Here is a 23126-nt window from a genome sequence, read left to right as displayed (position 1 = left end):
ACCTTACAAAGCCAGGCTCACAGGGCAGGTTTACCTGTGGTGAACAGCCAGGTGTGGAACAGATCACCGAGCCGCTGTCCACTGACCCGCTCGGCGAGGCGGATGAAGTCGGCGGTGTCCGCGTTGCCGTGCCGGTGCAGCCGGGTCCAGGCGGGGAGCAGCCGGAAGAACGCCTTGTCGCCGATCCGCTCGCGCAGCGCCTGGAGGGTCATGGCGCCGCGGTCGTAGACGGCGTCGTCGAACATCGTGTCCCGCTGGGGGTCGGCGACCTTCGTCCGCCAGAAGGAGGAACCGGCCGGGAGGGAGTCGTAGGCGGCCAGGAACGAGTCGTGGGCGCTGCGGGTGCCCCGGTGCTCCGCCCACAGCCACTGGGCGTAGGTGGCGAAGCCCTCGTTGAGCCAGATGTCCTTCCACTCGGCCACGCTCACCGAGTCGCCGAACCACTGGTGGGCCAGCTCGTGCACGATGGTCGTCTCGCTGCGCACGGCGGAGTACGCCGGCTTGGACTGCACCTCCAGCGAGAAACCGGCCTCGGGCATGTCGTCCACGATCGCGCCGGTCTCCTCGAACGGGTACGGCCCGAAGATCTTCGACCAGTAGTCGGTGGCCTCGGCGGTGACCCCGTACACGTCGACCTTGTTCGAGTTCTTCAGCACCGGGTCGACGGCGACGTAGATCGGGGTGCCGCCGGGGGTGCGGCCGGTGCGGACGTCGAACTTCCCGATGGTGGCGGTGGCGAGGTAGGTCGCCATCGGCTCGGACTCCCGCCAGTGGGTGTACGTCGACCCGCCCCGGTCGCGCGTGGACACCAGCAGCCCGTTGGAAACGGCGGTCAGGCCCTTCGGCGCCTTGATCCGGATGTCGTAGGTGGCCTTGTCGGACGGGTGGTCGCTGGACGGGAACCAGGTGGAGGCCGCGTTCGGCTCACAGGCGACGAAGACACCGTCGGGTGTCTTCATCCATCCGTACTCGGAACCGAAGACGATGGGACCGGTCAGCGGCTTGGGCACGCCCCCGTAGGTGACCCGCACGGTGAAGCGCCGGTTCCTGGCGAGCGGGCCGCGCGGGGTGACGGTGACCTCGGAGCCGTCGCGGCTGAACCGGGCCGTCCTTCCGTTCACTTGTATCCGCGTGATCTCCAGCTGCTGGAGGTCCAGGTCGAAGGAGGAGAGGTTCTGGGTGGCGCGGGCGGTGAGGGTCGTACGGCCGTCCAGGCGGCCGGTGGCGGGGGCGTAGGCGAGATCGAGGTCGTAGTGCAGCGCGTCGAAGCCGCCGTTGCCCAGGTCGGGGAAGTAGGGGTCGCCGATGCCGGGAGCGCCGGGAGTGGGGGCCGGGACGGCGGCGACGAGGAGGAGGAAGGAGGCCGCGGCGGTGGCCAGGCCCCCCGCACGTGCCGAACGGGAGAGTGCCATGAGTCGTCCCTTTCGAGCGTGTACCGATCAGGTGTCGGACACGGGCGACTCTGCACTCTCCCGTTCAGGCATGTACATGCCCTTGCATGTACGGCTGCCCGGCGGCGGGCCTTTTTCGGCTACTCGCCCTTCGGCTTCGGGGACTTGGGGGCGTCGTCGGACCCGGAGACGGGCTCCGGGTCACCGGCGGCCTCCGGGGAGGACGCGGGCTCGGCGGCCTCGGCCTCCGGCCCGGAAGCCGAACCGGCCCCGGACCCGGACTCCTCGGCGGCGGAGGCCTGCTCCTTGTCGCTCGCGCCCTCGGAGCCGGCCTCGGGCTCGGGCGCGGCCTCGGACTCCGCCACCGCCTCCGTCTTCGAGCCGGGCTCCTGCTCCTGCTCCTGCTCCGGTTCCGCCGAAGTCCCGGTCGCGGCCTCGGACTTGGCCTCGGACTCGGCCTCGGACCGGGAGTCGGCCTCGGACCCCGTCCCGTCCTGCGACCCGCCGGACAGCACCGTGTCCGGAACCAGCTCCGACGCCTCCTTCGCCGCCGACAGCAGGACCGTGTCCTGCGGTGCCTGGTCGGCGAAGTTCTCCGGGTGGTGGCAGGCGACCCGCTGTCCCGGCTTCAGCTCGACCAGCTGGGGTTCGGTGGTCCGGCAGATCTCCGTCGCCTTCCAGCACCGGGTGTGGAAACGGCAGCCGGACGGCGGGGCGATCGGCGAGGGCACGTCGCCGCGCAGCAGGATGCGCTCGCTCTTCTGGCCCCGGCGCGTGGTGTCCGGCACCGGCACCGCCGACATCAGCGCCTTGGTGTACGGGTGCATCGGCGCCTCGTACAGGGCGTTGCGGTCGGCCAGTTCGACGATCTTGCCGAGGTACATCACCGCGATCCGGTCCGAGACGTGCCGGACGACGGAGAGGTCGTGCGCGATGATGACGTAGGTCAGGCCCAGCTCCTCCTGGAGGTCGTCCATGAGGTTGACGACCTGGGCCTGGATCGACACGTCCAGCGCGGACACCGGCTCGTCGGCCACGACCAGCTTCGGCTTCAGGGCGAGCGCGCGGGCGATGCCGATGCGCTGGCGCTGGCCGCCGGAGAACTCGTGCGGGTAGCGGTTGTAGTGCTCGGGGCTCAGACCGACCAGTTCGAGCAGCCGCTGGACCTCCTTCTTCACCCCGCCCTCGGGCTCGACGCCCTGGAGCCGGAAGGGTGCCGAGACGATCGAACCGATGGTGTGGCGGGGGTTCAGGGAACCGTACGGGTCCTGGAAGATCATCTGGATGTCGCGGCGCAGCGGACGCATCTCGCCGGTGGACAGCCGGGTGATGTCCTGGCCCTCGAAGGAGATCTTGCCGCCGGTCGGGTCCTGGAGGCGGGTGATGACCCGGCCCATGGTCGACTTGCCGCAGCCCGACTCGCCGACGACGCCCAGGGTCTCGCCCTTGCGCACCTCGAAGTCGATGCCGTCGACGGCCTTCACCGCGCCGACCTGGCGGCGCAGGATGCCCTTCTTGATCGGGAAGTGCTTGGTCAGGTTCTCGACCTTGAGCAGCACCTCGCGCTCGTCCGGAGCCGACGCCTGCTCGGGGACCGCGGCCTTCGCGGCGGTGTCCGTCTTCTTCGTCTCACTCACAGCTTCGGCGCAATCTCTTCGGTCCAGATCCGCTCACGGTCCTCGGCCGACAGGTGGCAGGCGGACCAGTGTCCGGCGCCGACCAGCTCCAGCTCGGGGCGCACCGTGCGGCTGACGTTGTCCGCGGGGATGTCCGCGTACGGGCAGCGCGGGTGGAAGGCACAGCCCGAGGGGACGTTGATGAGGCTCGGCGGCTGGCCCTTGACCGGGGTGAGCCGTTCGGAGGTCTCGCGGTCGATGCGGGGCATCGAGCCGAGCAGGCCCCAGGTGTAGGGGTGCTGGGGCTTCTCGAAGACCTCGGTGGCGGTGCCGCGCTCCACGCACCGGCCGCCGTACATCACGAGGACGTCGTCGGCGATCTCGGCGACCACGCCGAGGTCGTGCGTGATCATGATGACCGCGGAGCCGAACTCCTTCTGGAGGTCCCGGATCAGGTCGAGGATCTGCGCCTGGACGGTCACGTCGAGGGCGGTGGTCGGCTCGTCCGCGATGAGCAGTTCGGGGTTGTTCACCAGCGCCATGGCGATCATGGCGCGCTGGCGCATGCCGCCGGAGAACTCGTGCGGGTAGCCGTCGACGCGCTTGGCCGGCTCGGGGATGCCGACGCGGTCGAGCATCTCGACGGCGCGCTTGCGGGCTTCCTTCTTGCTGACCTTGTGGTGCACCCGGTAGGCCTCGACGATCTGGTCGCCGACCTTGTAGTAGGGGTGCATCGCGGACAGCGGGTCCTGGAAGATCATCGCCATCTCGCGGCCGCGGAGCCTGCGCACCTCGTCCGGGGATGCGCCGACCAGTTCCTTGCCGTTCAGCCAGATCTCGCCGGACATCCGCACGTTCTTGCCGCGCGCGCCGAGCCGGTGCAGACCCATGACGGCGAGCGAGGTGACGGACTTGCCGGAGCCGGACTCGCCGACGATGGCGAGGGTCTTGCCCTTCTCCACCGAGAAGGAGAGCCCGTCGACGGACTTGACGATGCCGTCGTCGGTCGGGAAGTGCACCTTGAGGTCGCGGACCTCCAGGAAGGCCGAGGGTGCCTTGGCGGTGGCCTCGTCGCCCGTTTCGGTCTTGGAGAGTTCGGTCACGAGAGCCTCACCCGCGGGTCGGCGGCGGCGTAGAGCACGTCCACCAGGAGATTTGCGATGACGACGAAGACGGCGGCGAGCAGGGTCACGCCGAGGATCTTCGGCAGGTCGTTGTCGGTGATGCCCTGCACCGCGTACTGGCCGACGCCGGGCAGCGAGAACACGTACTCGGTGATCACCGCACCGCCGAGCAGCAGACCGAGGTCCATGCCGAAGACGGTGATGATCGGGGTGAGGGCGGCCCGCAGGCCGTGCCGGACGACGACCGTGCGTTCGGGCAGGCCCTTGGAGCGGGCCGTGCGGATGAAGTCCTCGTTCATCGTCTCCAGCATGCCCGAGCGGGTGAGCCGGGCGTAGATCGCGGAGTACAGCAGCGCGAGCGAACACCAGGCCGGGAAGAGGGTGTTGGCCCACTGTGCCGGGTTCTCGGTGAACGGGACGTAGGTGCGGCCGAAGATCGGCCACTTGTAGGTGAAGAGCAGGATCGCCAGGTTGCCCGTGAAGAACATGGGGAGCGAGACGCCGGCGAGGGCGACGCCCATGAAGGTGCGGTCGAACAGCGAGCGCGGCTTGAGCGCCGAGACGACACCGACGGCGACACCGGAGAGCAGCCACAGCACGGCGGCACCCAGGGCCAGCGAGAGGGTGATCGGAATGCGCGAGGTGAGCTGCGGCCAGACCTCGACGTGGTCCTTGAAGGAGTAGCCGAAGCAGGGAACGTCGCAGTGCACGGTGGTGGGGCCGAGGTTGTAGTCGGCGCCGGCCACGATCCCCTTGATGAAGTGCCAGTACTGGATGTAGAGCGGCTGATCAAGGCCGAGGTTGTGCTTGACCGCGACGATGTCCGCCTTGGAGGGGCTCTTTCCGATGTACTGCTGCGCCAGTTGGTCCGCTGACTGGCCCACGAGCCGTGGCAGCAGGAAGAAGATGGCGAAGGTGACCGCGGTGACGACCAGCAGCAGGATCACTGCCGCGAACGTCCGGCGGAGGATGTACGAGATCACGGGGACCGGCGCTGGTGCCCGCGGGCCGCGAAGCCCGCGGGCACCAATGCCTTCACCTGCCTTCCGGGGCTGCTACTTCTTCGTGGTGCCGAGGTTGAGGTAGTCGTACTGACCGCTGAAGGCAGCAGTGGAGACGACGTTGGTGGCGTACGGCGAGCGGTACAGCAGGACCTTGAAGTAGGTCAGCGGGACCAGGACGGCGTCGTTCATCGCCTGCTGGTCGATCTGCGCGTACATGGCGTTGCGCTTGGCCGTGTCCGGCTCCGCGATCGACTGCGCGAGCATGTCGTCGACCTTCTTGTTCGTGTACTGCGACAAGTTGGTGTTACCCGACTGGCTGATCGCCTTGCTGTTCAGGATCTGCTGGAGGAAGCCGTAGCCGGACGGCCAGTCGGCACCCCACTGCATCATCATCAGGCCGATGTTCTGCTTCTTGTCGAAGCTCGGCACACCCGCGTAGTCGGTGAAGTACTTGCCCTGCGGGTACTGCTTGAGGGTGGCGTTGATGCCGACCTTCTTCAGCGAGTTGATGATCGCGGTGGCCGCGTCCACCTCGCCCGGACGGTCGGAGCGGGCCGTGATGTTGGTGTTGATCGTCTTCTGGCCGCAGGCCTTCAGCTGGTCCTTGGCCTTCGCGACGTCGCCCTTGTTGCCCGGGGTCGCGTAGGCGTCCGCCTTCTGGTAGCCGGTGATGTCCGGCGGCAGGACGGTGGAGGCGATGTCACCGCGGATCGGGCCGCCCATGGCGGTCTGCACGGAGACCTTGTCGATGGCGTACTCGACGGCCTTGCGGCAGGCGACGTTGTCGAACGGCTTCACCTTGGTGTTGATCGCCGCGTAGACCAGCCGGCCACCGAAGGCGTTGTCGGTGTTGGCCTTGGCCTCGGCGGAGTTCAGGATGTCCGCCTGGGTGGAGGCCTGGACGCCGGTGCCCGCGAGGTCGACGGTGGCGTCGCCGGACTGCAGGTCCTTGTCGATCGTGTCGGGGTTGACCTTCAGGTTGACGACGATCTTGTCGGCCAGCTGCTTGCGCAGCGGGTCGGTCTTCGGGTCCCAGTTCTTGTTCGGGACCAGGACGACCTGCTTGCCCTCCTGGTAGCTCTGGATCTCGTACGAGCCGGAGGACACGATGTGCTTGACGTAGTCGACGCCGTCGTCCTTGGCCTGCGGCACCGGGGCCGTCTCGGGCGTGGCGACCAGGTAGTCGAACTCCTGGAAGGCCCGGTTCAGGTGGAAGACGATCGTGGTGGCGTCCGGGGTCTCGATCGAGGACAGGCCCTTGGCGCTCTTGTCCTTGTAGGGACCCTTGTACTTGTCGCCGTCCTTCATGAACTGCTGGAAGTAGTTCGGGCCCAGCGAGAGCACGTCACGCGCGAAGTTCGACCGCTCGACGGCGTACTTGACGTCCTTCGAGGTGATCGGGGAGCCGTCCTGGTACTTCAGGCCCGAACGCAGCTTGTACGTCCAGGTCTTGCCGCCGTCGCTGGGAACGCCCTTGCTCGCGGCGAGGTCCGGGACCAGGGTGTTGCCCTTGGAACCGGGGGCCGGCTCGAACGTCATCAGCGGACGCGCGTAGAGGCGGCTGAAGTTGTACATGTACGCGTAGTACGTGTTGCCCGGGTCGAACGAGTCCGGCACGTCCGACATCTCGTAGGTGACCGTGCCACCCTTCTTGTCGGACGCGTTGACGACGCTCTTGGTCGCCACGTTGGCGCCGGCCGCCTTCGGAGTGTCCTTGTTGTCATCGGCCTTGCTGCAGCCTGCGACAAGCAGGCTTGCGGAGCCGATGGCCGCGACTGCGGCCAGCGCTGACCTTCGCATGATGGTCTGCTTCCCCTCCATTGATCGGAAAACTTGAAGAGCTCTCTGGCTGCCTAGCGGCTGCGCGGGTCGAGAGCGTCGCGGAGACCGTCGCCGAGCAGGTTGAACGCGAGGACGGTGATGAAGATGGCAAGGCCGGGCACGATCATGTACTGGGGATCGACCTGGTAGTAGGTGACAGCTTCGCGGAGCATGCCGCCCCAGGAGGCCTGCGGGGGCTGGATGCCGACACCGAGGAAGCTCAGGGACGCCTCGAAGAGGATGTTGGTCGGGATGAGCAGCGTCGAGTAGACGATGATCGGGCCGACCAGGTTCGGCATCAGCTCGCGGAAGAGGATGTACGGCCCCTTGGCGCCCATGCCGCGGGCGGCATCGACGAACTCGCGTTCACGCAGGGCCAGCGTCTGGCCGCGCACGATCCGGCCCAGGTAGGGCCAGTTGAAGAAGCCGATCACGAAGATCAGTACGGCGAGGTGGAGCGGAAGACCGTTCAGGCCGAAGGCGCCGCCCTGGAGGGTTGCGGAGATCGCGATGGCGAACAGCAGCAACGGGAAGGCGAGGAAGGTGTCCATCAGCCGGCTGATGATCGAGTCGACGCGGCCGCCGTAGTAGCCGGCGATCACACCCATGATCGCGCCGATCACGTTGGACAGGACCGTGGCGCCGAAGGCGACGACCAGCGAGACCCAGGAGCCCTCCAGGATGCGGGTGGCGATGTCCCGGCCGAACTTCGGATCCACACCGAGCGGGTGGTCCGAGCCCATACCACCCCAACTGCTCTTGGGCAGCGAGGTGTTGGGGTCGATAAGACCCTGGTGGAAGGCGTTGGGGTCGAGGCCGAAGACGGCCTGGATGGGGCGCGAGAGGATGGCCAGCAGGATCAGCAGGATCACGATGACGCCGCCGGCCACGGCGACTCTGTCCCGCTTGAAGCGGGTCCAGGCGATCTGGCCCAGGGAACGACCCTCGATCCGCCCCTTGTCGGCTCCCGCCAGCACAGCCTCAGGCTGCGCGTCGGCTGCCGCCCCGGTGGTCTCGATCGGTGCGGTCACGATGTGCGACCCCTCTCGCCGGTGGTGACCGGCCTGCGCTGCCGCGGTTTGCGGCTTTGTCGACTTGCAAGCGAACACGAGTTCTTACGCCTCGTGGTCTGAGTGGGGAGTCTTCAGCGTCCCTGCGATCACTCGCCAGATCTGGCGGTGAAAGTATGCGCAACCGTGATGCACTGCGGAGGATTCCGTTATCCGGACAGTGGGTAACGCCCCTCGGACACGGCTCAGTTGGGACACAACGCCGTAATGCCGCGGTTCGGGAGGTAGCGCGGGAACGGCGTCCGATCCGGCGGAACCTCAGTAACCGCCGTGCACCGGCGGATAGCCGTACCCCGGCGCCGGGGACTGGACCTGGGGCGCCGGACGGCCCGCGGGCGCGGCCGCGTGGGCCTCGCGGTCGTAGAACGGCCGGGCCTTGGCCCGCATCCACATCACGACCGGGTCGTGGTCGTCGGTCATCGCGACCGTGGAGACGGGCAGGCCCTCGGGGACGGCACCGACGGAGAGCTGCATCATCGCGCGCACCGAGTCGACCGCGGCGGGCGAGGTCTCGTACAGGTCCAGGCCGATGGCGAGGTACGGCGCCCCGAGCGCCGGCTGCACCCAGGCGCGGCGCAGGGAGCGCAGGGCGGGGGTGCGGTGGGCGTGCTGCGCGAGCAGGGCGTAGAACTGCGGGATCTCGATGCCGGGCTCCGTCAGCCGCAGGGGTCCCGCGGGCTGCCGGTCCAGGCCGGTGGCGATGCGGCGCAGGTCCAGCCAGGGGATGCCGACACCGCCGCCGGGGGCGTGCGGGTTCAGCCAGAGGCCGTAGTGGTCGGGGTAGAGGGTGCGGGCGACGTCCAGGCCGTCGACCACCTCGTACGAGCGGTTCCAGCCACTGGCGGACAGCTCCTGGGCGGAGGTGACACAGGGCGCGTAGTGGCAGCCGCCGACCTCCATGTCCCCGTACTGGGCGTCCGCGGAGCCGGCCTGGCCGTGCCACAGCAGCATCCAGATCTGGCCGGCGGAGGGGGTGGCGAGGGCGCGCAGCAGGGCCTCGTAGGCGTCGTAGCGTCCGGGCGTGACGTGGCGGAGCGTGTGTTCGACGCTTCCGCTGTGGGTGGCGCTCACCTTGTCGTGCCCTTCTTCTCCATCGTGACCCGCGTGTGGAGACAGCTTATGCGCCGACGGGCACGGAGCCCGTTGTCCGTTCGCCCGGACCGTGGCTAGTGCCGCGGCAGGCAGCGTTCGCCCGTCAAGGAGCGGCGTCCGGTACGTGCTCTCGGCGTGCCGGACGGAAGCCCTCGCACTGGACGTACTCGGGCTTTCGGCCGGTGCGGCGAGAGTGCGTGCAGGGCGTCGCGACGGGGCGGACGTCGCCTGCCACGGCACTAGCGAACGTAGAAGGGCCGGACGCTCGACTTCAGCCATTCGGCCACCGGGTCGTCCGTCACGTCCAGCAGGATCAGGTTGACCGGCCAGGCGGTCGGCACCTGGCCGAGGGCGCGGCCCAGGGCCTCCAGGGGCAGGGCGCGGAAGTCGCCGTCCCACTGGGAGAGTTCCACGCCGACGAACATGACCGGGTCGGCGTTCTCGATGGCGGCCAGGCAGCGGCGGGCGGTGCGGACCACGCCGGTCGCGGCGAACTCGGCGGACGCGGCGGAGAGGAAGTCGACCGGGTCGTCCTGCCAGTCGGGCTCGAACAGGCGGACGCGGCCGCCGGTGGCGGGGCCGTCCAGCGGGGTGTGCCCGGCGCGGCACAGCTCGGCGACGGCCTCCGGCGGGAGCGGGATGCCGACCGTGCCGCCGGGGTTCACCGCGATGCCCGCCTGCGGGGGCAGTCCGCGGGCGAACTCCACGGCCGGGGCGATGGTGTACGACATGTGGGAGCCGACGGCCTGGCGGAACTGCTCCTCGGAGCTGAACACCGGGACGAACGCCTGGCCCTCGATGTCCAGGGTGGGCAGGTCCAGCGGGCCGCCGCCCGGACCGCCGCCGGCCGGCAGCGGCACCCAGACGAAGCTGCGGCCGAGGACCTCGATGATCCGGCCGCCCGCCGCGGGTATGCCGAGGGAGGCCGAGAGCACCTCCTCCAGTTCGTTGCCGGGCCAACCGCTGTGCGGGTGGGGGTGCGCCTGTGCCGGGAAGTCCGCGGGAATGTCCGCCGGGAAGTCCATCTGCCTACCGCCTGCTGGGAAACCACTGCTGTGACCACGAAGGCTAACGGGTACCGGTGACGGAGCCGAACACCGTGAACACGATCCGCTGTACAACGTCCACCGCGGCCCGGTCCGGCGGCACCGCAGAGCCGCAGCCCGCGGGCACCTCGCCCCGCCCGGCCGCGCCGAGCGGCCGGGCCGTCGTACGCGGGTGGCGGCGGGAGGCGAGGCGGGAGGACGGCGCGGCCGCGCTCGCGCCGGCCCAGGTGGGGCCGCTCGGCACCGGGACGCGGGTCGCGTGCGCCATGGTCCTGTCCACCGTGATCGTCCGTCCTCCCCCCGCGGTTCGCAATACCCATGCCCGGCAGAAGCAAAGGGAAGGCAATGTCCGATGTGCCCCGGGCGGGTGCGCGTACCGCCACGGGTCGGTTACGGATACGGCCCCTGACGGGCGGGGTCCCGACGTGCAATGATGTGGCCGCCAACTGCATACCGGCCGTTTGAATCCGCGCGGGAGAGTCCCCAGCAGGCTTCGCTGGGGCGCCGAAGGAGCAAGTCCCTCCCTTGAATCTCTCAGGCCCCGTTACCGCGCGGGCGAGGCACATCTGAAAAGCGGGCCGTGTGACAGCGGCCCCACCCAAGGTGCAAGCCGTGGTCGCCCCCGTGGCGGTCCCGGCGAACCTCTCAGGTTCCGATGACAGATGGGGAGGAACGTTCCTCGCCCCATCCCTGTTGCCCTGGGAGACGACCGACCGATGAGCAGTACCGAACTCCGACACACCGCGCTGGACGCCGTGCACCGCTCGCTCGGTGCGACGATGACCGACTTCGCGGGCTGGGACATGCCCCTGCGCTACGGCTCGGAGCGTGACGAGCACCTGGCCGTGCGGACCAGGGCGGGCCTGTTCGACCTCTCCCACATGGGCGAGATCACCGTCACCGGCCCCGAGGCCGCCGAGTTCCTGAACATGGCCCTGGTCGGCAACATCGCCTCCGTCGGTGTCGGCCGCGCCCGCTACACGATGATCGTGCGGGCCGACGGCGGCATCCTGGACGACCTGATCGTCTACCGCCTCGCCGAGACCGAGTACATGGTCGTCGCCAACGCCTCCAACGCCCAGGTGGTCCTGGACGCGCTGGACGAGCGCTCCGGCGGCCTCGACGTCGAGGTACGCGACGACCGGGACGCCTACGCCCTGCTCGCCGTCCAGGGCCCGGCCTCCCCCGGCATCCTGAAGTCCCTCACCGACGCCGACCTGGACGGTCTGAAGTACTACGCGGGCCTGCCCGGCACCGTCGCCGGCGTTCCCGCGCTGATCGCCCGCACCGGCTACACCGGCGAGGACGGCTTCGAGCTGTTCGTGAAGCCCGAGCACGCTGTCGAGCTGTGGCAGGCGCTGACCGAGGCCGGCGAGGGCGCCGGCCTGGTGCCCTGCGGACTGTCCTGCCGCGACACGCTGCGCCTGGAGGCGGGCATGCCGCTGTACGGGCACGAGCTGAACACCTCGCTGACCCCCTTCGACGCCGGGCTCGGCCGCGTGGTCAAGTTCGAGAAGGAGGGTGACTTCGTGGGGCGCGCCGCGCTCGTCGAGGCCGCCGCCCGCGCGGAGCAGAACCCCCCGCGCGTCCTGGTCGGCCTGATCGCCGAGGGTCGTAGGGTCCCGCGCGCCGGGTACCCGGTGGTCGCGGACGGCACGGTGATCGGCGAGGTCACCTCCGGCGCCCCCTCCCCCACCCTGGGCAAGCCGATCGCCATGGCGTACGTCGACGCGGCGCACGCCGCGCCCGGCACCGAGGGCGTCGGCGTGGACATCCGCGGCACGCACGAGCCCTACGAGGTCGTCGCGCTGCCGTTCTACAAGCGCCAGAAGTAGACAGCGAGCCCGGTCGCCGCCCCCGCCCCCGACGGGCGGAAACGTGACCCCGCGCACATTCGCCCGCCCACCGGCGGTCAGCGCCCTCCCCCCGTCATCACCACTCCCGCGCGTACAGGAGAATTCAGGCCATGAGCAACCCCCAGCAGCTGCGCTACAGCAAGGAGCACGAGTGGCTGTCGGGCGCCGACGAAGGCGTCTCGACGGTCGGCATCACCGAGTTCGCGGCCAACGCGCTCGGCGATGTGGTCTACGCCCAGCTCCCCGAGGTCGGCTCCACCGTCGAGGCGGGCGAGACCTGCGGTGAGCTGGAGTCCACCAAGTCGGTCTCCGACCTGTACTCCCCGGTCACCGGCGAGGTCACCGCGATCAACGAGAACGTCGTCGACGACCCGTCGCTGGTGAACTCCGAGCCCTTCGAGGGCGGCTGGCTGTTCAAGGTCCGCCTCGCGGGCGAGCCGGCCGACCTGCTCTCCGCCGCCGAGTACGACGCCCACATCGCAGGCTGAGGAGTCGTGACCGTATGACTGTCCTGAACACGCCCCTGCACGAGCTGGACCCGGAGATCGCCGCCGCGGTCGACGCCGAGCTGCTCCGCCAGCAGTCCACGCTCGAGATGATCGCGTCCGAGAACTTCGCGCCGCTCGCGGTGATGGAGGCCCAGGGCTCGGTCCTCACCAACAAGTACGCCGAGGGCTACCCGGGCCGCCGCTACTACGGCGGCTGCGAGCACGTCGACGTGGCCGAGCAGATCGCCATCGACCGGATCAAGGAGCTGTTCGGCGCCGAGTACGCCAACGTGCAGCCCCACTCCGGCGCCTCCGCCAACCAGGCGGCCCTGTTCGCGCTGGCCCAGCCCGGGGACACCATCCTCGGCCTGGACCTGGCGCACGGCGGCCACCTGACCCACGGCATGCGGCTGAACTTCTCCGGCAAGCAGTTCGACGTGGTCGCGTACCACGTGGACGAGGAGACGGGCCTGGTCGACATGGCCGAGGTCGAGCGGCTCGCCAAGGAGCACCGCCCCAAGGTGATCATCGCGGGCTGGTCGGCGTACCCGCGCCGGCTGGACTTCGCCGAGTTCCGCCGGATCGCCGACGAGGTCGAGGCGTACCTGTGGGTCGACATGGCGCACTTCGCGGGCCTGGTCGCCGCCGGTCTGCACCCGAACCCGGTCGAGCACGCGGACGTGGTCACCTCCACGACGCACAAGACCCTGGGCGGCCCGCGCGGCGGCATCATCCTGGCGAAGAAGGAATTCGCGAAGAAGCTCAACTCGTCCGTCTTCCCGGGCTTCCAGGGCGGTCCCCTGGAGCAGGTGATCGCGGCGAAGGCGGTCTCCTTCAAGGTCGCGGCCTCCGAGGACTTCAAGGAGCGCCAGCGCCGTACGGTGGAGGGTGCCCGCATCCTCGCCGAGCGCCTGACGGCCGCGGACGCCCGTGAGGCCGGGGTGAACGTGCTGTCCGGCGGCACGGACGTGCACCTGATCCTGGTCGACCTGCGCGCCTCCGAGCTGGACGGGCAGCAGGCCGAGGACCGGCTGCACGAGGTCGGCATCACGGTCAACCGCAACGCGGTCCCGAACGACCCGCGTCCCCCGATGGTCACCTCGGGCCTGCGGATCGGCACGCCCGCGCTCGCGACCCGCGGCTTCACGGCCGAGGACTTCGCCGAGGTCGCGGACGTGATCGCCGAGGCACTGAAGCCGTCGTACGACGCGGAGTCCCTCAAGGCCCGGGTGACGGCCCTGGCCGACAAGCACCCGCTGTACCCGGCTCTGAACAAGTAAGTCCCCGGGTGGGGCACTCGACGGAGAGTGCCCCACCACTGCCCCAAGGAGTGACCGTGGCCATCTCGGTCTTCGACCTGTTCTCGATCGGCATAGGCCCGTCCAGCTCCCACACGGTCGGTCCCATGCGCGCGGCGCGCATGTTCGCGCACCGGCTGCGCAACGAGGATCTGCTGGCCCCGGTCGCCTCCCTGCGCTGCGAGCTGTACGGCTCGCTCGGCGCGACCGGACACGGCCACGGCACCCCCAAGGCGGTGCTGCTCGGCCTGGAGGGCGCCTCCCCGCGCACGGTCGACGTGGAGTCCGCCGACGACCGGGTGGAGTCGATCAGGAACTCGGGGCGGCTCGCGCTCCTCGGCGAGCACGAGATCGCCTTCTCCTTCGACGACGACCTGGTCCTGCACCGCCGCAAGGCTCTGCCGTACCACGCCAACGGCATGACGATACGGGCGTACGACGCCTCGGGCGCGGAGCTGCTCGGCAAGACGTACTACTCCGTCGGCGGCGGCTTCGTCGTGGACGAGGACGCGGTCGGCGCGGACCGGATCGTGCTGGACGACACGGTCCTGAAGTACCCCTTCCGCACGGGCGACGAGCTGCTGCGCCTGACGAAGGAGACCGGCCTCTCGATCTCCTCCCTGATGCTGGAGAACGAGCGGGCCTGGCGCACCGAGGAGGAGATCCGCGAGGGCCTGCTGGAGATCTGGCGGGTGATGCGGGCGTGCGTGCAGCGCGGCCTGACCCGTGAGGGCATCCTGCCGGGCGGGCTCAAGGTCCGCCGCCGGGCGGCCGTCTCCGCGCGCCAGCTGCGCGCCGAGGGCGAGCCGCTGGCGCGGGCGATGGAGTGGATCACGCTCTACGCGATGGCGGTGAACGAGGAGAACGCGGCCGGCGGCCGGGTGGTGACCGCCCCGACGAACGGCGCGGCCGGCATCATCCCCGCGGTGCTGCACTACTACATCAACTTCGTGCCGGGCGCGGACGAGGACGGCGTGGTCCGCTTCCTGCTGGCCGCGGGCGCGATCGGCATGCTCTTCAAGGAGAACGCCTCCATCTCCGGCGCCGAGGTCGGCTGCCAGGGCGAGGTCGGTTCCGCGTGCTCCATGGCGGCGGGGGCGCTCGCCGAGGTCCTGGGCGGCACCCCCGAACAGGTCGAGAACGCCGCCGAGATCGGCATGGAGCACAACCTGGGCCTGACCTGCGACCCGGTCGGCGGCCTCGTCCAGATCCCGTGCATCGAACGCAACGGCATGGCCGCGGTGAAGGCGGTCACGGCGGCCAGGATGTCGATGCGCGGGGACGGTTCGCACATGGTCTCCCTCGACAAGGTCATCAAGACCATGAAGGAGACCGGCGCGGACATGTCCGTGAAGTACAAGGAGACGGCGCGGGGCGGGCTGGCGGTGAACATCATCGAGTGCTGACATCCACCTGGTCGGTCCGCGGAAAAGATCATGGCTGCCGCGGACCGGCCCGGCCGGCCGTCCGGCGCGGGTCCACGTCATATGACACGGACGGGCTCTCCTTCGTTTTCATCAAGGCGACCGAGGGTCGTTCGTACGTGAACCCCCGCCTCACCGCGCGGACCAGGACCGGCCGTGACGCCGGACTGGTCGTGGGTTTCTACCACTTCCTGTGTCCGGGCGATCTCACCGCGCAGGCCGACCACTTCCTCCGGCACGGCCCGGGAACGCGCCGGCGACATCCTGGCCGTCGACCGGGAGAGCACGGGAGACGGCACGCACGCCGGCAACGCGGAAAAGGACGGTTTCATCCGCAGACTGAAACAACTGCGGCCGCACAACAGGGTCGTGCTCTAGACCAACAGAGACTTCTGGCTCAACATCGACCGCACCTCCTGTGCGGGCGACGATCTCTGGATCGCCGACTACGTCACCGCGGGCAGACTCCGCATCAAGGCCGAGTGGCGTTTCCACCAATACGCGAGCCGGCCCCTCGACAAGGACCTGGCAGACTTCTCCTCCGAGGCGGCGTCAAGCAGTGGGCGGCCGGCTGACGCGCACAGGGGTGCCCCCTGACCGAAGGAGGGATGGCGTCTGCGGACCGTACGGGAGATCCTCGACGGTGTGGCCCGGGGCGTGTTCCCGCCCGCGGACGGCCGTACGGTGGTCCTGCCGCAGCCCGGACCCCGGCACGCGGGCGTATTGGCGTTCACCGCGCACTCCGTCGTCGTCACGGACGAGGACCCGGCATGGGTGTACGGGACGCTGCGCGGCCTGGACTGCGATCCGCTGGCGGCCGCCCTGCACCCGCGCTTCCTGGCCGCGCTGCTGGAGCGCACCGGGCGGCGGGCGGAGACGGTGGACGCGGTGCTGGTGGCCGCCCCGCTCCCCGGCGTCCCCCCGCTCGCGCTGACGGAGATCCGGGACGCCGGTCATCCCCGGATCCGGTACGCGCGCGAGCGCCGCGACGACGTGCGGGCCTGGCAGGCGGACGGCGGGGTGCTGGTGACGGGGCGCGGGACGGCCGGGCGGCTGGAGGTCTCCGTGGAGGTGGACGAGGGGGCCGGGGAGAAGGGCCTGGGCCGGCGGCTGGCGGCCGCGGCCCGGCAGCTGGCCGGCGAACCGTTGTGGGCGCAGGTGGCGCCGGGGAACGCCCGTAGTCTGCGGGCGTTCCAGGCGGCCGGTTACGGTGCCGTCGGCGCGGAGCTGCTGCTCCGGCTCCCCGGCTCAGCGGAAGACGCCCGTGTGCCCCAGTGAGTAGCGGCCCGGCTGGGGGTAGACCGCGAGACCGTGCGGGCCGCTGCCGACCGGGATGCGGGCCAGCTCCTTGCCGGTGCGGGTGTCGATGGCGTACACCTCGGCGTTGTAGCGGCCGGACAGCCACAGGACCTTGCCGTCGGCGGAGACGCCGCCCATGTCCGGGCTGCCGCCGCCGGGCAGTTCCCACTTCTTGGTCAGCTTGTTCCGGGCGAAGTCGAAGACGGAGATGGTGCCCTCGCCGCGGTTGGAGATGTACATCTCACGGGAGTCGCGGCTCACGTAGAGGCCGTGCGCGCCCTTGCCGGTGTAGAGGAGAGACGGCTTGGTGAACTTGTCGCCGTCCAGGATCCACACACCGCCGGCCTTCATGTCGGCGATGTAGAACCGCTTGCCGTCCGGGGAGACCTTGACGTCCTGCGGCATGGAGCCGTGCACGGACAGTTTCTGCTGGCCGACCACCTTCATCCTCGCGGTGTCGACCTTGAGGATCTCGCCGCTGAACTCGCAGGAGACGATGAAGTAGCGGCCGTCGCGGGAGAAGTCCGCGTGGTTGACGCCGTAACAGCTGACCGGCACCGCCTTGACGGTCTTCATGGTGTGGGCGTCGCGGAAGACCAGCTGGCGGTCCATGGAGGCCATGACGATCGCGTACTTGCCGTCGGGTGTGAAGTACAGGTTGTACGGGTCGTGCACGGCGACCGGCTTGCCCGCCTTGCCGGTGCGCGGGTCGATGGGGGTCAGGCTGTTGCCGAGGTCGTTGTTGACCCACAGGGTCTTCAGGTCCCAGGAGGGCACCACGTGCTGGGGCTGGCGGCCGACCGGGATGGTGTCGATGACCTTGTAGGTCCCGGGGTCGATGACGGTGACGGTGTCGGAGTTGGTGTTGGGGACGTACACCCGGGAGGGGAAGTCCTTGACCACCGGGGAGAGCATGCCCGGCCGGTCCGCCGCGTAGATGTCCGCCGGGTCCTCGACCGGGGGCATGCCGGGCAGTACGTTCACCCGCGCCTGGTCCACCTGCGGCTGGGCCGGCGGACTGCTGCCGACGGCCTCGTTCGCGCGGTGCGCGCCCTGGCCGCTGCAGGCGGACACCAGGGCCAGGGCGGTGAGGGCGGCGACGGCGGCCAGCCGGCGGGCGGCTTTCGTGGTTCGCATCAGCTCAGCAGCTCCGTGGTGGTGACGGCACTCAGTTTGCGGCGGTCGAATTCCGTGAGGACGTCGGGCAGGGCGGCGACGGTGTCCTCGTAACCGAAATGCAAACTCACCACCGAGCCCTCCCGCACCTCCGAGAGGACCTTGCGGGTGACGGCGGCGGCGCCGGGGCGGGTGTAGTCGAGCGAGTCCACGTCGTACGACAGCACGTGCGGGTAGCCCGTCCGGCGGGCCAGGGCGGCGACGAGCGCGGAGGCGGTGGGCGCGCGGGAGGGACGGAACCAGGTGCCGATGGAACCGGTGAGCCGTCTGAGCCGGTCGGCGCAGTCGGTGATCTCCTTGCGGGCCTCGGCCTCGGCGAGGTCGTTGACGGAGATGTGCCGCTGGGTGTGGTTGCCGAGGTCGTGGCCGCCGTCGAGGATGCGGCGGGCGATGTCGGGGTGCTCGTCCAGCCAGGTGCCGACGGCGAGCACGGTGAGGTGGGCGCCGTACCGCTCGGCGGTGCTGAGCAGGGTGTGGGCGATGCCCGGGTCGCCCTGGCCGTGGAAGGTGAGCGCGACCCGGGGGCGGGTGCGCGGGCCGTGGGTGATCTGCGCGGGCAGGCCGGGGAAGGCGCGGGGGGCGGGGGCCGGACGGTCGGCGGGTGCGGATTTCGCGGCGGTCCCGGCGGTGGCGGGGGACCGCACGGGGGCGGACCGCGCGGTGGCGGACCTGGCGGCGGCGTCGGCCGTCCGGCCCGTGCCGCATCCGGCGGCGAGCGCGCCGCCCGCGACGAGTCCGGCGCCCGCGCGCAGCGCGTCACGGCGGTTGGTGGTGGTCACCCACGCCATTTAAGAGAGGAAAGGTAAGAAAAGCGCGCTTTGTCCTACTTGGTGTCAGGAGGCGTGCCGCGAACGCCCCTACCGCTCGTTCACCCGCATCTCGAACCAGGTCGTCTTGCCGCGCGGCAGCAGATCGACCCCCCAGCGGTCGGACAGCTTGTCGACCAGGAACAGGCCCCGGCCGCTGACGTCCAGCTCCTGGACCGGCATCAGGCAGGGCAGCCCCCGGGAGGGATCGCGCACCTCGACGCGCATCCAGCCCGGACGGCAGCGCATGCGCAGGCCGAAGACACGGGCGCCGGTGTGCCGTACCGCGTTGCCGACCAGTTCGGAGACGAGCAGGACCGTGTCCTCGGTCAGCTTGGGGGTGAGCCGCCAGGTGCGCAGGACCACGACCTGGGCGAGACGGCGGGCGGTGGCGGCGGATTCCGGGCGGGACGGCAGCTGCACCTCGCGCTCCGTCGGATTGCCGAACAGTTCGAGCGCCTTGAGCGCCTGTTCGTCCTCGACCGTGGGCGACCAGCGTGCCGCGGAAGCGCGGCTGTGTCCCCGCGGCTGTTCGATGCCCTCCAGCCCCGCCATGCCCCCATGATGGCCGTCGCAAGCGGTCCTGGGGGCCGTTCCGGAGGAATACGCCCCCCGTGCGCCCCCGCCGTGCACCGCACGTCTGGCATATGCCGAAGGCATGTCACTGGCCAGTACACCCCGACTGAGCTGCGAGGACGCCTCGCTCGCGGGCAATCGCGGGGCTCCCTCGACCAGAAAGACTTAAGGGTGCTTTAAGGCTCCCATAATCCGTCCCATCGAGGGATCCCCGCGAGATGACCCATCAACTGCTGGTCGATTCACGGGAGTTCAGTTGCGCTTTAAAGGAACTCCGGGAATTCCTCCGCCAACCCGCAGTCGTCTAGAGGAACTTGGCCTTACCGGGCCCCTCCTCCACGAAGCTGCGCATACCGCGCTCGCGGTCCTCGGTGGCGAACAGGCCCGCGAACCAGTTGCGTTCGACCGCGAGGCCGGTGTCGATGTCCGTCTCCAGGCCGACGTCGACGGCCTCCTTGGCCGCCCGCAACGCGACGGCCGGCCCCTGGGCGAGCCGGGCGGCCCAGGCGTGCGCCTGCTCGTAGACCTCGGCGGCCGGGACGACCCGGTCCACCAGGCCGATCGCCAGGGCCTCGTCGGCCTTGACCATGCGGCCGGTGAAGATGAGGTCCTTGGCCTTGGAGGGGCCGACCAGACGCGGCAGGCGCTGGGTGCCGCCGGCGCCCGGGATCAGGCCGAGCAGGATCTCGGGCTGGCCGAGCTTGGCGCCCTCGGCCGCGATGCGGTAGTCGGCGCACAGGGCGAGTTCGCAGCCGCCGCCGAGGGCGTAGCCGGTGATGGCGGCGACGACCGGCTTGGGGATCCGGGCCACGGCGGTGAAGGCGTCCTGGAGGCCGCGGGAGCGCAGGACCATCGCGGTGTGGTCCATGTTCTGCATCTCCTTGATGTCCGCGCCCGCCGCGAACACCCGCTCCCCGCCGTAGATCACCACGGCGCGCACGTCGTCGCGGCGCGTGGCCTCCTCGGCGAGTTCCCTCAGCCGGTCCTGGGTGGCGACGTCCAGCGCGTTCATCGGGGGGCGGTCGAGACGCAGCGTGCCGACGCCTTCGGCGACATCAAGAGTGACGGTCATACGGCTCAGGTTAACGGCGACTAACGGCGGCGGGCCCGGTGCCGTAGGTCACAGCACCGGGCCCGCACGTCGCACGAGGCTCGCCCCGTCCCCGAGGGGACTACTTCTTCCAGTCCGCCCAGGACAGGTTCCAGCCGTTGAGCCCGTTCGCCGGGTCCACGGTCTTCTCGTGGGAGTGCTTGACGACCACCACGTCGCCGAGGATCGAGTGGTCGAAGAACCACGCGGCCGGCGTCGCGGAGTCGTAGCCGCCCTTCACGTCGCGCAGGCCGATGCAGCCGTGGCTGGAGTTGTAGTTGCCGAAGGCGCCGCCGCCCCAGTAGTTGCCGTGCGCGAAGGTGCCGGAGGTGGTCAGGCGCATGGCGTGCGGGACGTCCTTGATGTCGTACTCGCCGCCGTAGCCGACCGTCTCGCTGTTCATCCGGGTCACGGACAGCTTCTCGCTGATGACCATCTGGCCGTTCCAGGTGTCGTAACCGGGCTTGCCGGTGGTCACCGGGAGGGTCTTGATCACCTTGCCGTCGCGGGTGACCTTCATCGTGTGCTTGCTCGCGTCCACGACGGAGACCTGGCTGCGGCCGATGGTGAAGGACACCGTCTTGTGCTGTTTGCCGTAGACGCCGTCGCGGCCCTCGACACCGTCGAGGTCGAGGTCGACGGTGACCTTGGTGCCGGACTTCCAGTAGTTCTCGGGGCGGAAGTCGAGCCGGTCGTTGCCGAACCAGTGGCCCTCGACGTCGACCGGCGGGTCCGTCTTGATCTTGATGGACTTCTCGACGGCGCCGGGATGGGTGATCCCCCGGGAGAAGTTGACGGAGAACGGCATGCCGACACCGACCGTCGAGCCGTCCTCGGGCGTGAAGTATCCGGTGAAGGTGCTCTTCGGGGTGAGGGTGGTGAAGCTGGAGTCCTTGGTGGTGGTCTTGCCGTCGGTGTCCTTGGCGACGGCGTGCACCGTGTACCTGGTGCCGGCGGCCAGATGGGTGGCCGGCGTCCAGGAGCCGCCGTCACCGGCGATGTCGCCGGCGACCTTCGCGCCCTTGGCGTTCTTGACGGTGACCTCCGTCAACTTGCCCCGGGCCGCGCTGACCTTCAGGGCGCCGTCGGTGGCGACACCCGTGGCCCCCTGCTGCGGGGCGATGCTGACGGCGGCGGTGGAGGGCCGGCCCTGCTGGGTCGCGGCCCCCTTGCCGTCGTCCTTGCCGCCGTCCTTGCCGCCCCCGCTTCCGCCGCACGCCGCGAGCGACAGCACCAGGGAGCCGGCTATGAGCCCCCCTGCGGCGCGCCGCCGCCTCGCCACCGACGCCCCCGATATCGGCCGCACGTTCAAGTTGTTCTCCCCTCGCCGGGCCTGCTCGGCCCGCTCCCCACCACATCGGTGCGCGAATACTAACTGCCCGGATTTGAGCGGGGTGTCAGGCGAATGTCACCGTTCCGTCGCAACTTCCGCCTGCCACCCGCACCGTCCCCCCGCGCGCCGCCCTGTGGCCCTCCCACGAGGCTATTTCACCGCGGAACCCGCCTTCCACGCCTGCCAGGACAGGTTCCACCCGCCGAAGCCGTTGCCCGGGTCGACGGTCTTGTCCTGGCTGTTGACGATCTCCACGACGTCACCGACGAGGCTGCGGTCGAAGAACCACCCGGCGGGGGTGTCCGAACTGCCGCCCTGGACGTCCCTGAGACCCACACAGCCGTGGCTGACGTTGGCCACGCCGGGAGCGCTCGGGTCCCAGTAGTTGCCGTGCAGGAAGGTGCCGGAGTCGGTGAGCCGCATGGCGTGCGGGACGTCGGGGATGTCGTACTCACCGCCGAAGCCGACCGTCTGACTGTTCATCCGGGTCTCCTCCAACATCTCCATCACCACCATCTTGCCGTTGTAGGTGGGGTTCGCCGGGGCGCCCGCGGTGATCGGGACGGTGGCGAGCAGCCGGCCGTCACGCCGCACCTGCATGGTGTGCGCCGCCGCGTCGACCAGGGAGGTCTGGCTGCGCCCGATGGTGAAGGAGAACGACTTGGCCTGGAGCCCGTAGACGCCCTTGGCGGCCTCGACGTCCCGCAGGCCGAGGTCGACGGTGACCTTGGTGCCGGGCTTCCAGTACTTCTCCGGGCGGAAGTCGAGCCGGTTCTTGCCGAACCAGTGGGCGCGGATCTCCACCGCGGGCCGCGCGGTGACGCGCACCGCGCGTTCGACGGCCGCCTTGTTCACGATGTCCGTGCTGAAGGCCAGGGAGACGATCTCCCCGGTGCCGACCAGGGAGCGGTTCTCCGGGGTGGCGTAGGCGATGAACCGCTTGCCGGGGACGTAGGTGGTGAAGGAGGCGTGCCGGGCCGAGCGGCGGCCGCCGGAGTCCAGTGCCACCGCGTCCACGGTGTACCTGGCGGCGAGCGCCAGCCGGTCGTCGTCCGGCCGCCAGGTCAGTCCGTCGGCGCTGAGGTGCCCGGGGACCTGGCTGGCCCGCGCGTCCTGTTCCTTGACGACCTTCACCTTCTCCAGGCGGCCGTCGGGCACCCGCACCCGCAGCCGCGTGCTCTGGGGGACGGCAGTGCTGCCGTCGTCCGGGGCGATCCGGATCGTGTCCCCGGGTGCCGAGGTTCCGCCGGGTCTGCCGCCCAGGCCCAGCGGGCCCGAGCCGCCCGCGGAGCATCCGGCCAGCAGTCCGGCCCATGTCAGTACGGCCGCCAGTGCGGCCCCCGCGCGCCGTGCGCGCCCATGTACGTGCCTCACGCGCTGCTCAACGAGCGGGCACGCTCCTGGGAAACGTGAGTGCGAGCCATGCGGTGGGCAGAACTGTGGGAAGGACGACACGTCGGGGAGCCGATCGCCGCGCCCGCACCGGAGCCGAGGGGCGCGGCCGCACCGGGCGGCCGGGTCCGCCGGCGGCCCGGGGCGCTGTGCCGCGCCGGGTCCGTCCGGGTGCCTTCGGGCCTGCCCGGCGGCCCGGGGCGGCGGGCTGCGCCGCCCCGGGC

The 23126-nt window shown here is 70.2% G+C and carries 20 protein-coding genes, 1 pseudogene and 2 riboswitches; of the genes and pseudogenes, 6 read left to right on the top strand and 15 right to left on the bottom strand.

The annotated features are described in order from the left end of the window. Nucleotides 1–17: 17 nt before the first annotated feature. The 9 genes from VT52_RS02500 to VT52_RS02460 form a co-directional block, all read right to left on the bottom strand. A complete protein-coding gene (locus VT52_RS02500; RefSeq protein ID WP_046423342.1) occupies nucleotides 18–1412 on the bottom strand; it encodes a M1 family metallopeptidase in 1395 nt (464 codons plus the stop codon). A 119-nt stretch (nucleotides 1413–1531) separates the two neighbouring features. Next, on the bottom strand, nucleotides 1532–3028 hold the full coding sequence (locus VT52_RS02495; protein ID WP_046423340.1) for an ABC transporter ATP-binding protein: 1497 nt from the start codon (nucleotides 3026–3028) through the stop codon (nucleotides 1532–1534). Then, the gene (locus VT52_RS02490; RefSeq protein ID WP_046423338.1) at nucleotides 3025–4110 is read right to left on the bottom strand and encodes an ABC transporter ATP-binding protein; all 1086 of its coding nucleotides are present in this window, start codon (nucleotides 4108–4110) and stop codon (nucleotides 3025–3027) included. Before VT52_RS02490 ends, VT52_RS02495 begins: the two co-directional genes overlap by 4 nt. Further along, the gene (locus VT52_RS02485; RefSeq protein ID WP_046423336.1) at nucleotides 4107–5114 is read right to left on the bottom strand and encodes an ABC transporter permease; all 1008 of its coding nucleotides are present in this window, start codon (nucleotides 5112–5114) and stop codon (nucleotides 4107–4109) included. Before VT52_RS02485 ends, VT52_RS02490 begins: the two co-directional genes overlap by 4 nt. Before the next feature lie 72 nt (nucleotides 5115–5186). After that, entirely contained in the window at nucleotides 5187–6935 is a 1749-nt protein-coding gene (locus VT52_RS02480) for an ABC transporter substrate-binding protein (RefSeq protein WP_476756019.1), read from the bottom strand. A 53-nt stretch (nucleotides 6936–6988) separates the two neighbouring features. Next, entirely contained in the window at nucleotides 6989–7987 is a 999-nt protein-coding gene (locus tag VT52_RS02475; protein ID WP_046423333.1) for an ABC transporter permease, read from the bottom strand. 297 nt (nucleotides 7988–8284) lie between these two features. After that, entirely contained in the window at nucleotides 8285–9097 is an 813-nt protein-coding gene (locus VT52_RS02470) for an enhanced serine sensitivity protein SseB C-terminal domain-containing protein (protein WP_046423331.1), read from the bottom strand. A gap of 260 nt (nucleotides 9098–9357) precedes the next feature. After that, the gene (locus VT52_RS02465; RefSeq protein WP_046423330.1) at nucleotides 9358–10143 is read right to left on the bottom strand and encodes an enhanced serine sensitivity protein SseB; all 786 of its coding nucleotides are present in this window, start codon (nucleotides 10141–10143) and stop codon (nucleotides 9358–9360) included. Nucleotides 10144–10186: 43 nt separating this feature from the next. After that, nucleotides 10187–10432 (bottom strand): hypothetical protein, encoded by a 246-nt coding sequence (locus VT52_RS02460; protein WP_046423328.1) that lies wholly within the window; start codon nucleotides 10430–10432, stop codon nucleotides 10187–10189. 194 nt (nucleotides 10433–10626) lie between these two features. Continuing rightward, a riboswitch (glycine riboswitch) is annotated at nucleotides 10627–10724 on the top strand. Continuing rightward, a riboswitch (glycine riboswitch) is annotated at nucleotides 10725–10836 on the top strand. A gap of 44 nt (nucleotides 10837–10880) precedes the next feature. Here VT52_RS02460 and gcvT point away from each other — a divergent pair. The 6 genes and pseudogenes from gcvT (at nucleotide 10881) to VT52_RS02430 (ending at nucleotide 16508) form a co-directional block, all read left to right on the top strand. After that, nucleotides 10881–11999: a glycine cleavage system aminomethyltransferase GcvT gene (gene gcvT, locus VT52_RS02455; RefSeq protein WP_046423326.1), complete on the top strand. Its 1119-nt coding sequence runs from the start codon at nucleotides 10881–10883 to the stop codon at nucleotides 11997–11999. A gap of 131 nt (nucleotides 12000–12130) precedes the next feature. Then, nucleotides 12131–12508, top strand: a complete 378-nt coding sequence (gcvH, locus tag VT52_RS02450) for a glycine cleavage system protein GcvH (RefSeq protein WP_046423324.1) — start codon at nucleotides 12131–12133, stop codon at nucleotides 12506–12508. A 14-nt stretch (nucleotides 12509–12522) separates the two neighbouring features. Beyond that, nucleotides 12523–13788 (top strand): serine hydroxymethyltransferase, encoded by a 1266-nt coding sequence (gene glyA / locus VT52_RS02445; protein ID WP_046423322.1) that lies wholly within the window; start codon nucleotides 12523–12525, stop codon nucleotides 13786–13788. Nucleotides 13789–13844: 56 nt separating this feature from the next. Continuing rightward, a complete protein-coding gene (locus tag VT52_RS02440) occupies nucleotides 13845–15212 on the top strand; it encodes an L-serine ammonia-lyase (protein ID WP_046423320.1) in 1368 nt (455 codons plus the stop codon). Nucleotides 15213–15283: 71 nt separating this feature from the next. Further along, nucleotides 15284–15827 (top strand): annotated as a pseudogene (locus VT52_RS02435) (GH25 family lysozyme); the annotation flags it as partial. Nucleotides 15828–15845: 18 nt separating this feature from the next. Further along, nucleotides 15846–16508, top strand: coding sequence for a hypothetical protein (locus VT52_RS02430; protein WP_046423318.1), 663 nt, complete (start codon nucleotides 15846–15848; stop codon nucleotides 16506–16508). Here the strand turns inward: VT52_RS02430 and VT52_RS02425 are convergent. The 6 genes from VT52_RS02425 to VT52_RS02400 form a co-directional block, all read right to left on the bottom strand. Then, entirely contained in the window at nucleotides 16479–17666 is a 1188-nt protein-coding gene (locus tag VT52_RS02425) for a YncE family protein (RefSeq protein WP_046423316.1), read from the bottom strand. The genes VT52_RS02430 and VT52_RS02425 overlap by 30 nt on opposite strands. After that, on the bottom strand, nucleotides 17666–18493 hold the full coding sequence (locus VT52_RS02420) for a polysaccharide deacetylase family protein (protein WP_046423315.1): 828 nt from the start codon (nucleotides 18491–18493) through the stop codon (nucleotides 17666–17668). Before VT52_RS02420 ends, VT52_RS02425 begins: the two co-directional genes overlap by 1 nt. Nucleotides 18494–18562: 69 nt before the next feature. Next, complete coding sequence (locus tag VT52_RS02415) at nucleotides 18563–19171, bottom strand: ATP-binding protein (protein ID WP_107481224.1); 609 nt, start codon at nucleotides 19169–19171, stop codon at nucleotides 18563–18565. Between the two features lie 220 nt (nucleotides 19172–19391). Next, nucleotides 19392–20159 carry an enoyl-CoA hydratase/isomerase family protein gene (locus tag VT52_RS02410; RefSeq protein WP_046423311.1) on the bottom strand — a complete coding sequence of 256 codons (768 nt, stop codon included), beginning with the start codon at nucleotides 20157–20159 and terminating at the stop codon, nucleotides 19392–19394. 100 nt (nucleotides 20160–20259) lie between these two features. Then, nucleotides 20260–21489, bottom strand: a complete 1230-nt coding sequence (locus VT52_RS02405; protein WP_206306420.1) for a L,D-transpeptidase — start codon at nucleotides 21487–21489, stop codon at nucleotides 20260–20262. A gap of 171 nt (nucleotides 21490–21660) precedes the next feature. Continuing rightward, nucleotides 21661–22884, bottom strand: a complete 1224-nt coding sequence (locus VT52_RS02400; protein ID WP_079174794.1) for a L,D-transpeptidase — start codon at nucleotides 22882–22884, stop codon at nucleotides 21661–21663. Nucleotides 22885–23126: the final 242 nt, after the last annotated feature.

Source organism: Streptomyces malaysiense, from assembly GCF_000980885.2.
Taxonomy (GTDB): Bacteria; Actinomycetota; Actinomycetes; order Streptomycetales; family Streptomycetaceae; genus Streptomyces; species Streptomyces malaysiense.
This window is presented reverse-complemented; position numbering and strand designations above follow the sequence as displayed.